Genomic DNA, 11,206 nt, shown 5'->3' on the forward strand with positions numbered 1-11,206 from the left:
GCCCGCTGGGCCAGCTCACGCCCTACGTCCCTGCGGGCTACGGCTTCGCGGCCATCATCGTGGCCTTTGTGGGGCGGCTGCACCCGGTGGGAATGGTGTTCTCGGCCGTGCTGATGAGCATGTTCTACATCGGTGGCGAGCTGGCGCAGTCGCGCCTGGGCCTGCCGAAATCATTGACCGGGGTGTTCCAGGGCTTGCTGCTGTTCAGCCTGCTGGCTTGCGACACCTTGATTGCGTACAGCGTGCGGTTCAAAGCTCGCAAAGGAAGCATCTGATGGAATCGTATTTCTTGCTTTTCGGGGCAATGCTGAATGCCGGTACGGTGCTGGCGCTGGCTGCCTTGGGGCTGCTGATCAACGAGAAGGCGGGCGTGGTCAATCTGGGGGCCGAGGGCATGATGCTGTGCGCCGCGATTGCCGGGTTCGCCACCGTGGTCAACACCGGCAGCGACTGGCTGGGCTTTGCCGCCGGTGCCGGTGCGGGTGCCGTGCTGGCGGCGATCTTCGGCCTGCTGGTGATCTGGCTCAACACCAACCAGTACGCCACCGGCCTGGCGCTCAGCCTGTTTGGCGCGGGCTTTTCGGCCTTTGCCGGTATCCAATACGTGCAGGCCAAACTGCCCGAGCGGGTGCAGTTCAAGGTGCCGTTGCTGGGCGACATTCCGCTGATCGGCCCAGCCCTGTTCCACCAGCATCCGCTGGTCTACGTGACGATGGCGCTGGTCGGTGCCATGGTCTGGTTTTTGTACCGCACCCGCGCCGGGCTGGTGCTGCGTGCCGTGGGCGAGTCGCCTGAGTCGGCCCACGCGCTGGGCTATCCGGTGCGGCGCATCCGCTTCATGGCGGTGCTCGCCGGTGGGGCCATGTGCGGTCTGGCCGGGGCGTTTATCTCGCTGGTGTACACGCCCCTGTGGGTCGAGGGCATGGTGGCCGGGCGCGGCTGGATCGCCCTGGCCCTGACCACCTTTGCCACCTGGCGGCCCGCCCGGGTGCTGATGGGGGCCTACCTGTTTGGCGGCGTGACCATGCTGGCGTTTGCCATGCAGGGCGCAGGGGTGGACATCCCGACCCAGTTCTTGAGCATGCTGCCCTACATTGCGCCCATCGTGGTGCTGGCCATCATCTCGCGCAACCCGGTGTGGATCCGCATCAACATGCCCGCGTCGCTGGGGAAACCGTTTTATCCCGGTTCATAATTGTTTTGTTACATAGTTTCAACCTATCCCTTTTTTCAACCCGTCGAAAGAGCTTTCATGACCGCAATGAAGAAACGTACCTTGATCCAACTCGCTGCTGCATCCGCGGTGGCCGCTGCCCTGGTGGGCTGTGGCAAGAAGGAAGAGCCCGCGCCTGCGCCCGCTGCGGCCCCTGCGTCAGCCCCGGTGGCTGAAGCCCCCCCCCCAAGCCCGAGCCACTCAAGATTGCGTTTGCCTACCTGGGCCCTGTGGGCGATGGCGGCTGGACCTATGCGCACGACCGGGGCCGCCTGGCGCTGGAAAAAGAACTGGGCGACAAGATCGTCACCAGCTATGTCGAAAACGTGCCCGAATCGGCCGATGCCGAGCGCGTGTTTCGCGACATGGTGGGCCAGGGCAACAAGCTGATTTTCGGCACCACCTTTGGCTACATGGAGCCCATGCTCAAGGTGGCCGCAGACTCCAAAGACATCAAGTTTGAAAACGCCACCAGCTACAAAACCGCTGAAAACGTACGCACTTACGACAGCCGCACCTATGAAGGCGCGTACATGGCCGGTGTGATTGCCGGTTCGATGACCAAGACCAACGTGCTGGGTATCGTCGGCTCGGTGCCAATCCCCGAAGTGATCCGCAACATCGACAGCTTCACCCTGGGCGCGCAAAGCGTGAACCCGAAGATCAAGACCAAGGTGGTCTGGGTCAACGAATGGTTCAGCCCACCCAAAGAAACCGAAGCCGCCACCTCGCTGATCAACGGCGGTGCCGACATCTTGTTCCAGAACACCGATTCTTCGGCGGTGCTGAAAACGGCTGAGAGCAAGGGCAAGCGCGCGTTTGGCTGGGATTCCGACATGTCGGCCTACGGTCCTAAGGCGCATCTGGCCTCCAGCATCATCAACTGGGGTCCGTACTACATCAAGGCCACCAAGGACGCGCTGGATGGCAAGTGGGCTACCAGCCAAAGCTGGTGGGGTGTAAAGGAAGGCGCCATCGACGTGGTGTCTATCGCCGAAGACGTGCCCGCTGAAACCAAGGCCAAGATCGACGAGATCAAAAAGGGCCTGGCCGACGGCAGCTTCTCCATCTGGAAGGGCCCCATCATGGGCCAGAACGGCAAGGAAGTGGTCGCCAAAGATGTGGTGGCCGACGATGCCTTCTTGCAAGGCATTAACTTCTACGTCAAGGGCGTAGAAGGCAAGGTGCCTGGAGGCAAGTAAACCTCTCCTAGGCCGTGGGCGGCGGTTCTCGCTGCCGCCTTTAAAAGCCGCTCTGTGGAGCGGCTTTTCCGTTTCGGCATGGTCTTTGCTGATACCTTCAAACGATGATTGAAAACACTCTTTGGCACCCGGTAGCAGCCAGTGCAGATCTGGCAGGGGAGCCACTGGCCGTGGTTTTGCTGGAGCAAGCCGTGGTGCTGTGGCGGGATGCGGCGGGCGTGGCGCATGCCTGGGCCGACCAGTGCCCGCACCGTGGCGCGAAGCTGTCGCTGGGGCGGGTCTGTGGCGACCGGTTGGAATGCCCGTACCACGGCTGGCAGTTTGCGGCCTCGGGGCAGTGTGTGCAGGTACCGGCGGTGCCCGCGTTCACGCCGCCCGCCACGCACACGGCGCGCACCTTTGCGGCGTGCGAACGTTATGGGCTGGTGTGGGTACAGCTGCAAACCGCAGAGATGTCCGAACCCGCGGTGGCGGACTTTGCGGCCGAGGACGACAGCCGCCTGCGCAAGCTGCTGTGCGGGCCATTTGACGTGGCCACCAGTGCGCCGCGCCTGGTAGAGAACTTTCTGGACATGGCGCACTTTGCCTTTGTGCACGAGGGTTGGCTGGGTGCCCGTAGCGCCTCGGCCATCGACGGCTACCAGGTGGAGAGTCGCCCCGTTGGGGTCTGGGTAACCCAGTGCAAAGTGTGGCAGCCGCAGCCCAGCCTGCACGGCGGCGCGGCTGCCCAGGTGGAGTACACCTATGCAGTCGAGGCCCCGTACGCGGCGGTGCTGACCAAGGTGCCCGAATCATCCGCTGCCGCCGCGCCCGATTTCCGAGAAGCCATTGGCCTGTTCATCTGCCCGGTGGGCCCGGAGCAGAGCCGGGTCTGGTTTAGACTGGCCACGCTGGATACGGCCTCTGACGACGAGGCACTGCGGTCTTTCCAGCGCACCATTTTTTCGCAAGACCAGCCGGTGCTGGAATCGCAAACCCCCCGGCGCCTGCCGCTGGACCCGCGCGCTGAGCTGCACACCGTGGCCGACAAAGCCTCTGCCGCCTACCGCCGCTATTTGAAACATCTGGGCATTACTTTTGGAGTCTGCTGATGACCACCACCACTACAACAACAACTGCGACCTTCACCGTACCCGCTATCGCCCCTGAGCGCCTACCCGACCTGCTGCGCGGCATGCCCAAGGCCGAGCTGCACATCCACATCGAAGGCTCGCTGGAGCCCGAGCTGATCTTTGCGCTGGCCCAGCGCAACCAGGTCGCCATTCCCTATGCCAGCGTGGAAGAGTTGCGCAGCGCCTATGCCTTCACCAACCTGCAAAGCTTTCTGGACATCTACTACGCCGGGGCCAGCGTGTTGCTGAAAGAGCAAGACTTTTACGATATGGCGCACGCCTACCTTGCACGGGCAGCTATTGATAACGTAGCGCACACCGAAATCTTCTTCGACCCGCAAACCCACACCGCGCGCGGCGTGGCGATGGAAACCGTCCTCCACGGCCTGCACCGCGCCTGCGTCGATGCGCAAAAACAATGGGGCGTCAGCGCCGTGCTGATCCTGTGCTTTCTGCGCCATCTCAGCGAAGAGGACGCGTTCGCCACCTTGGAGCAGGCCCTGCCGCTGCGCGACAAGTTCATCGGCATCGGCCTGGATTCCAGCGAACTCGGCCACCCGCCGGAAAAGTTCGCCAACGTCTTTGCCCGCTGCCGCGAGCTAGGTTTCCGCCTGGTCGCCCACGCGGGCGAGGAGGGCCCCCCGGCCTACATCTGGAGTGCGCTGGATGTCCTCAAAGTGGAGCGCATCGACCACGGCGTGCAGTCCACCCAAGACCCGCTGCTGATGCAGCGCCTGGCCCGCGACCGCATCCCGCTCACCGTCTGCCCGCTGTCCAACCTCAAGCTGCAGGTGTTCCCCAATCTGGCCGACCACAACCTGGGCGCGTTGCTTGACGCAGGCCTGGTGGCCATGGTCAATTCCGACGACCCGGCCTACTTTGGTGGCTACCTGAACGAGAACTTCACCCAAACCTTTGCCGCCACCGGCCTCAACGCCCAGCACGCCTACCAGCTCGCCGCCAACAGCTTCGAGGCCAGCTTTATCGACGCAGCACAGAAGCAGGCGCTGGTGGGGCGCTTGCAGGCCTACTTTGAAAAGTTTGAATGAAATAGGCCGCCAGCGCAGTTTGTACATGCGCTGAAAGCTATTAAAAATGTAGCAAATGCACGGGAGTGCCAGCATCTTTAAAATGCATGCATTGCAATCATTGGGAGCAGCTTTTGGCCAGCATCACTATCCGTAATCTGGACGAGCAACTCAAGACCCAACTGCGCGTGCTGGCGGCCAGCCACGGTTGCTCCATGGAGCAGGAGGCCCGTGACATCTTGCGCCGGGCGGTACAGAGCATGGAGCCGTCTACCGGCTTGGACTTTGCGCAAAAAATCCACCAACGTTTTGCTGGCGTGTACGTGGATACCTTACCCGTGCCCGCGCGCCGCCCTGCACGGGTCACCGCCGTCACCCCAGACTGACAGGGGCGGGCTGTGGGCAATATCCTGCTCGACACCAACGTCGTGTCCGAGTTGATGCGCGAGCTGCCGTCTGCCGAGGTGCTGGCCTGGTTTGCCGCCCAGCAAGGCGCATCCTTTTACGTCAGCGCCATCACCCACGCCGAGATTTTGCTGGGCATCGCCATGCTGCCTGCGGGCAAGCGCCGCAGCCAACTGGCCAGCATTGCCGAGCAGGTGCTGGCTGAAGACTTCGCAGGACGCAGCTGGCCATTTGACGATGCCTGCGCCTCGGAGTACGCGGTACTGGTGGCGGCACAGCGCAGCCAAGGCCGGGCCATTTCCACCGAAGATGCCCAAATTGCGGCTATCGCTTTGGTCCGAGGTGCGCCTTTGGCGACGCGCAATGTGAAGGACTTTGTAGGGATCGAGGGGCTGGCTGTGGTGAACCCGTGGGCGGCAGCGGATGGGTGAGGGGTGCGCTGCAGTTTTATAGTGCCAGCGCATCCTCGATCCGTTTTGCGTTCGCACTGCGCTTGTTATCACTGGAGGGCGGCTGATACCGCTTGTTTGGCCATTACCCCCAACTGCGCACGTGCGCTACTTTGTTGACCAAGCCAGTCCGGGATTAAGTTTCCTTGTGACTTAAAGTGCTCGACGTGTACAACTGTTATCAGGCCATCGGTATAGCTCACTTCATTGAGTTTTCGCCAGGCACCGGGACGCGCATGTTGGTACGCAGAAAATGCGGCATTCACATAGCCTTGCTTGCTTCCAAGTCCAAACATCACGACCAGTTTGGTTGTTGGGGGCAGCGCTCCAAGGAAGCGTGAAGTGCAGGCTGAGACTACCTCGTGGCCCAGTTCCGACTGGGTGAACTTGTCCAGCATCCCTCCGCCAGAACCCTTCCATTGGGCGGTTTTTGCTTCAAGGCGTTCTACAGTGCAGCGGATCAGGGAGGCGAAGTGAAAGCGACCATTTCGGTTGGCGATTGCCAAATCAACTGCTTGGGCCAAGCTGGCAGGTTCGCCTTTGGGCAACAGGCCAATGTGGGCCAGTATTCTTCCGACATTCAACCTGCTACCTTTGTAGGCAATCTTGTCATGCGGGGTTGTTGCCAGTGCTCCAGCTTGTGTCGGGCCTTTGGAGAACCCGAGAACGATGATTTCAGGTGCCGTGTTACCCCATGCCAGGGGGTTGGCTGTGATTCGCCATTGACCCAACGTGCGTTGCGTTTTATCGAAGTGAACGGGTCTGCCTTCATTTTTGTAGCAGGCAGAACATTCGACTCGTCCGTGGTGCGGCAAGCAAGTCTGCACTGCATCAGATTTCATGGGTCACCTCGATGCGAAGCAAGGCGCGCGCAAGATCGGGGCTGAGCCTTGAATTGCCAGGAACAGCGAGTACGAGGTTGGAAAAGGGGCTTCCAGGCTGAATGTTCTCCATTTTGGGCCGCTTTACTGGCGGTCTCGTTGTATAGCGCGACGTGAGAGGACGCATGCGCAGGGACAGCTTGTGGCTGTCTATCAAGCCATGTGCCAGCAGTTCTGCAAGTTGTTGCAAGGACACATGAGTAGATCGGTTTTTAGATTCCCCGTTGGGTCTTGGCACAGCGCGCAGAACTTCATAGAGTCCCACGTTCTTGCCGCGCGTCACTTCAAACGGATGCAGGATGAAATGCTGCTCAGGTTTCCCTTTGCTGGCTTTTTTTGTATGAGGGACTGCAATGTCGCTGAGGATTATGTTCATATGGATTCAGTGTGATTTAAGAGTTTTCAGCTTGCGTAGTCAGAGAAACGGATGGGCCGAGTCATGTGAAGAACGGTGGCTGCGGTTTCAGTTGGAGTCTTGATAAGGGCAACGTTGTCGATCCGGTCCAGCGCGGCACGAAGGTTTTTGATTTCTTTGTCGGAGATAAATGTGACCGTACCGCCACCCTTTTGATAACGGTCTTCGCCGAAAAACTGGATCAGCCGGATTTGCAGATCCGAGATACCGCGCTGTTGTTTGCGACATTGCGCGTGTTGTGTCAATCGCAGCGTATCCATGGGCTGCTCACTGCTTGGTCAACATTTGGAGCTCTTCGGTGAAGAAAACGCGCATGACGCAATCCAGTAGCTCCTTGCGATCCAGCTGGTAGAAGTCGGCCAACGGAAAGACAGCATCGAGCGGTAAAGTGAAAATACCGGATTCAAGCTGGGCTTGCGCATTTCCCGTGATGGGGAGTGGTGTGGTTTTGGAGCCTGGGCCGGTCAGATTTAGCTGCTTATTTTTTTGCGAAAGCAGTGCTCCAAATTGGTGAGGAGTGCTGACATCCTTAAGTTGGATAGAGCTGTGGTCACCATCAATAACCGTCGGTTTAAAGCCGCGGCGACCAAGCAGCCACTGGCGCGCGGACGCATTTTCGATGCGTATCTCATCGTCGTGTTTGAAGGACTTCAATTCACCTGCCGCGATAGCGTTGCGCACTGTCCTGCTATCTACTTTGGCTAATAGTGCGACTTTGGATAGCTCAACGGGTTGCCCGTCATCCAGGGCGAAGCGTCCATCTCCCATTGCGACCAGCCGATCCCATTCGGCCGAAGGCATATCGTTTTCCGATGTGGCAAGCTTCAACACATTCGATCCACTGATAACGATATCTATCGGATGCACGTCACCTGTTTCACCCTTTAGTGCGTAGTCGTACAGGCGGGAAAGCGTTGACCAAGGTACAGAATTGCGAAAGTGGGCTTGAGATTCGTTTTCGGGAAGGGTTGGTGCACCGAATACCTGTTCGACCACTCCTTTGACGTTGTAATCGTTTTCAAGGGACTGTAGGGTGCCATGCGCTGCGCGGAAGAAGTCGTCGAATAGTCGTTCTTCGACGGATAGTTGGTTTTTGACTAAAAGTTGTACCATAAATGATATTTTCCAAGAAAGTTTCACTAAGACAGTAGTGTGTCACAAATTGGCTCGAGTTAAGTGGTTTTATGAAGAATTCTTGGAAAAAATCATAATAAGGTGTCCGGCATAGATCCACATATGCATTTGGTACACCGATGGTCGGTGACAGCGTCTTGTCCCAGTGGCCTCGGATTCTGGGTGGAATAGTGGCTATAGCTCCTTATTGAATATGGGTTTTTTGCTATTTAATTTGTAGTAAGTTCGGGCGACCCGGATGTCGCTGGCGGACGCTCCAGCCAGGCCTCAGGTTTGTGTAGGACTGCGGCAGGGTTTATTTTGAAGTAGCGGTGAAAGAGCCGTTTCAGCTTGCGTAACGGCTCTTCTATGTTGGTGGACATGATCTCGGTGGCCTCTGTCAGGTGCTGGTACGTGTCAAGTTCCACCTGTTTGTATACCCGCTTCACCAATAACTCAGGCGACTTCTTGCTCCAAGTCCGAAGGGCTTCAATAGGTGAGAGGCGGTTCAACGAATGCGCGGTGGATATGGCGCTTGCGAGGCCACTTTGAAAAGTTTCTAAATAGGCTTCCAGTGCAGATAAATATTGCGCAAGCAGCTCTCTTTTCCATAGCGTGAAGCCGGCCTGAGTTTCACATTCCTTTACGTATTCCCGGCTGTTGTTTGTCACCGTTGCTGGCTAGCATTGTTGGCTTGCTAACCCACAAACCCACCAGGAATGCCATGACGGACCCACGCGACCCCACCGAAAATTCCGCAACCACCAGCACCGCCCCCGAGCTCAAACGCCGCCACTTCCTGGGTGGCATGGCGACAGCGGGCGTGGGTGCCACGCTGACCGCCTGCGCCACCGACACCCTGCGCGGCACTGGCACCATGGAGGGTAGCGCGCTGGACGGTGCTTTGCAGAAAAATGTCAAAACCGTGGTGGTCATCTACGGCGAGAACCGCAGCTTCAACAACCTGTTTGCCAACTTTCCCGGCCTGGAGAAACCCTTGTCGGCCCTGAAACCTGGTGACTTCGCCCAGCGCGACCGCGACGGCACGCTGCTGGGTAAGTTGCCGCAGACCTGGGGCGGCATCAACCAGGTGGGTCAGCAGGAGGTGGAAGGCGTGACGTACGAGGCGGCTAAGCAGTACCAGACCGACCTGCCCAACGCGCCGTACGCGCTCAAAGGCCCGCAGGGCGAAGCACTGCCCCTGGGCCTGGTCACGCGCGACCTGATCCACGCGTTTTTTCACAACCAGATGCAGATCAACGGCGGCAAGAACGACTACTTTGTGGCCTGGGGCGACGCGGGTGGCATCACCATGGGCCACTACGCCGACACCCGCTACAACCTGCGCCTGTGGGACGTGGCGCGGGAATTTGTGCTGTGCGACAACTTCTTCCAGGACGCTTTTGGCGGCTCGTTCCTGAACCACCAGTACCTGGTGACCGGCACCGTGCCCTTCTACCCGGACGTGATGAATTCGCCCGCCCGCACCCAGGTGGCCCGGCTGCAGAGCAACGACCCCACCGACTACCGCCTGCAGCCCACCGACAAAAGCCCGGCCAGTGCCATGGAAGGCCCGCCCAAGTTCGACCCGAATGCCCTCACGCCCGATGGCTATGCCGTCAACACCATGGCGCCGCCGTACTGGCCCACCTGGTCACGCGACACCGCCAACCCTGACTACGCCGCGCCCAACCAGCCCAGCGTGCTGGTGCCGCAGGTGCACCACCATATTGGCGACAAACTGGACAAAAAAGGCGTGGACTGGGCCTGGTATGCGGGCGCCTGGCAGGCCACGCTGGACCTGTACAAGGACTCCAAGGGCATCCCCAAGATCCCCAACTTCCAGTACCACCACCAGCCGCTGAACTATTTCAAGAACCTGGGCCCCGAAAATCCCACCGCCCGCTCCAAGCACCTGCGCGATGGCGGCCTGGGCGACGAGACCCGCACCAACCGCTTCTTCGCCGATATCGAAGCGGGCAAGCTGCCACCCGTCACCTTCTACAAACCCCAGGGCAACCTGAACATGCACGCGGGCTATGCCGACATCAGCTCCGGCGACCGCCACATCGCCCACGCCATCAAGCTGCTGCGCGCCAGTCCGCAGTGGGAGAACATGGTGGTCGTTGTGACCGTGGATGAAAACGGTGGCTGGTGGGACCACGTGGCACCGCCCAAGGGCGACCGCTGGGGCCCCGGCACGCGGCTGCCTGCGCTGGTGATTTCGCCATTCGCCCGCAAAGGCACGGTGGACCACACCATCTACGACACCGGGTCCATCCTGCGCCTGATCACCCGGGTGTTCGGGCTGGAGAAGCTCGACGGCCTGAAGCAGCGTGACGATGCCATGCAGGCGCGCGGCCAGCAGCCGATGGGCGACATGACCAACGCACTGCAATTCCCCGCCTGAAGCGCCGTCTGCCAGTTGCTACGGTAAATGTAGCTGCCAGCGCAGGTGGCGTCTGCGCTGGAGTCCTAAAAGATATAAATTTTTAAGCGGTGCTGCCAGGGCGTTTGGCCAGCACGGCCCGCCCGACGCGCGAGGCCGAGGTGCGGCCCAGCTGGCTGCTGATCCAGTCGCCACAGTCCACCAGCCGGTCCAGATCGATGCCAGTTTCTGCGCCCAACGTGTGCAGTAAATACACCACGTCTTCGGTAGCCACATTGCCGGTGGCCCCCTTGGCGTAAGGGCAGCCGCCCAGCCCGCCGACCGAGCTGTCGAAGGCGCGTAGGCCAAACTGGTACGAGGCATACACGTTGGCGATCGCCATGCCAAACGTGTCGTGGTAGTGGCCGGCCATTTGGGCCACCGGCACCTGCTGCGCCACGGCCTCCAGCATGCGCAGCACCGCGTCAGGGGTGCCCACGCCAATGGTGTCGCCCAGCGACACTTCGTAGCATCCCATGGCCAGCAGTTGGCCTGCCACATCGGCCACGCGCTGGGGGGCTACAGCACCCTCGTACGGGCAGCCCACCACGCAGGACACGTAGCCGCGCACCCGCACGCCTTGGGCTTGGGCGGCGGCCATCAGTGGGGCGAAGCGGGCCAGGGATTCGGCCACCGAGCAGTTGATGTTCTTCTGCGAAAACGCTTCGGAGGCGGCGGCGAACACCGCCACGTGGTCGGCCCCTGCCGTCACCGCCGCTTCAAAGCCTTGCAGGTTGGGGGTCAGCACCGGGTAGCTCACGCCAGGGCGGCGCACCAGCCCGCGTACAACCTCGGCGGCATCGGCCATTTGCGGCACCCATTTGGGCGACACAAAGGCGGTGGCCTCGATCTCGCGCAGCCCGGCATCGACCAGGCGCTGGATCAGCTCCAGCTTGGTGGTGGTGGGGACAAGCTGTTTTTCGTTCTGCAGGCCGTCGCGTGGACCCATTTCGACGATGC

The 11,206-nt window shown here is 60.3% G+C and carries 12 protein-coding genes and 2 pseudogenes; 8 read left to right on the forward strand and 6 right to left on the reverse strand.

From position 1 onward, the window contains the following. From ABI213_RS11035 to ABI213_RS11065, 7 genes and pseudogenes are all read left to right on the forward strand, one after another. Positions 1-275, forward strand: a pseudogene (locus tag ABI213_RS11035) (ABC transporter permease); the annotation flags it as partial. Next, a complete protein-coding gene (locus tag ABI213_RS11040) occupies positions 275-1,195 on the forward strand; it encodes an ABC transporter permease (protein WP_348005847.1) in 921 nt (306 codons plus the stop codon). The pseudogene ABI213_RS11035 and the gene ABI213_RS11040, both read left to right, overlap by 1 nt. A gap of 57 nt (positions 1,196-1,252) precedes the next feature. Next, positions 1,253-2,415, forward strand: a pseudogene (locus tag ABI213_RS11045) (BMP family ABC transporter substrate-binding protein). A gap of 104 nt (positions 2,416-2,519) precedes the next feature. Then, positions 2,520-3,506, forward strand: coding sequence for an aromatic ring-hydroxylating dioxygenase subunit alpha (locus ABI213_RS11050; protein ID WP_348027067.1), 987 nt, complete (start codon positions 2,520-2,522; stop codon positions 3,504-3,506). Next, complete coding sequence (locus ABI213_RS11055) at positions 3,506-4,576, forward strand: adenosine deaminase (RefSeq protein WP_348005850.1); 1,071 nt, start codon at positions 3,506-3,508, stop codon at positions 4,574-4,576. Before ABI213_RS11050 ends, ABI213_RS11055 begins: the two co-directional genes overlap by 1 nt. 113 nt (positions 4,577-4,689) lie before the next feature. Then, a complete protein-coding gene (locus tag ABI213_RS11060) occupies positions 4,690-4,941 on the forward strand; it encodes a pantothenate metabolism flavoprotein (RefSeq protein WP_348005851.1) in 252 nt (83 codons plus the stop codon). A 12-nt stretch (positions 4,942-4,953) separates the two neighbouring features. Beyond that, a complete protein-coding gene (locus ABI213_RS11065; protein ID WP_348005852.1) occupies positions 4,954-5,391 on the forward strand; it encodes a type II toxin-antitoxin system VapC family toxin in 438 nt (145 codons plus the stop codon). A 68-nt stretch (positions 5,392-5,459) separates the two neighbouring features. Here ABI213_RS11065 and ABI213_RS11070 read toward each other — a convergent pair whose 3' ends face one another. The 5 genes from ABI213_RS11070 to ABI213_RS11090 all read right to left on the reverse strand — a co-directional run bounded on the left by ABI213_RS11070 (position 5,460) and on the right by ABI213_RS11090 (position 8,489). Further along, positions 5,460-6,251, reverse strand: a complete 792-nt coding sequence (locus ABI213_RS11070; protein WP_348005853.1) for a hypothetical protein — start codon at positions 6,249-6,251, stop codon at positions 5,460-5,462. Then, positions 6,241-6,666 carry a hypothetical protein gene (locus ABI213_RS11075; RefSeq protein WP_348005854.1) on the reverse strand — a complete coding sequence of 142 codons (426 nt, stop codon included), beginning with the start codon at positions 6,664-6,666 and terminating at the stop codon, positions 6,241-6,243. The genes ABI213_RS11070 and ABI213_RS11075 overlap by 11 nt, the downstream gene beginning before the upstream one ends. Positions 6,667-6,692: 26 nt before the next feature. Continuing rightward, positions 6,693-6,965 (reverse strand): hypothetical protein, encoded by a 273-nt coding sequence (locus ABI213_RS11080; RefSeq protein WP_348005855.1) that lies wholly within the window; start codon positions 6,963-6,965, stop codon positions 6,693-6,695. Positions 6,966-6,972: 7 nt separating this feature from the next. Then, the gene (locus tag ABI213_RS11085) at positions 6,973-7,845 is read right to left on the reverse strand and encodes a hypothetical protein (protein WP_348005856.1); all 873 of its coding nucleotides are present in this window, start codon (positions 7,843-7,845) and stop codon (positions 6,973-6,975) included. A 203-nt stretch (positions 7,846-8,048) separates the two neighbouring features. Next, positions 8,049-8,489, reverse strand: a complete 441-nt coding sequence (locus ABI213_RS11090; RefSeq protein ID WP_348005857.1) for a hypothetical protein — start codon at positions 8,487-8,489, stop codon at positions 8,049-8,051. A gap of 137 nt (positions 8,490-8,626) precedes the next feature. Between ABI213_RS11090 and acpA the strand changes: the two genes are divergently transcribed. Next, the gene (gene acpA, locus ABI213_RS11095) at positions 8,627-10,228 is read left to right on the forward strand and encodes an acid phosphatase (protein WP_348027071.1); all 1,602 of its coding nucleotides are present in this window, start codon (positions 8,627-8,629) and stop codon (positions 10,226-10,228) included. Between the two features lie 82 nt (positions 10,229-10,310). On the opposite strand, the gene ABI213_RS11100 is transcribed toward acpA, so the two are convergent. Beyond that, on the reverse strand, positions 10,311-11,204 hold the full coding sequence (locus tag ABI213_RS11100; protein ID WP_348027069.1) for a hydroxymethylglutaryl-CoA lyase: 894 nt from the start codon (positions 11,202-11,204) through the stop codon (positions 10,311-10,313). Positions 11,205-11,206: the final 2 nt, after the last annotated feature.

Origin of the sequence: Rhodoferax sp., from assembly GCF_039922535.1 — a bacterium.
GTDB lineage: Bacteria > Pseudomonadota > Gammaproteobacteria > Burkholderiales > Burkholderiaceae_C > Rhodoferax_B.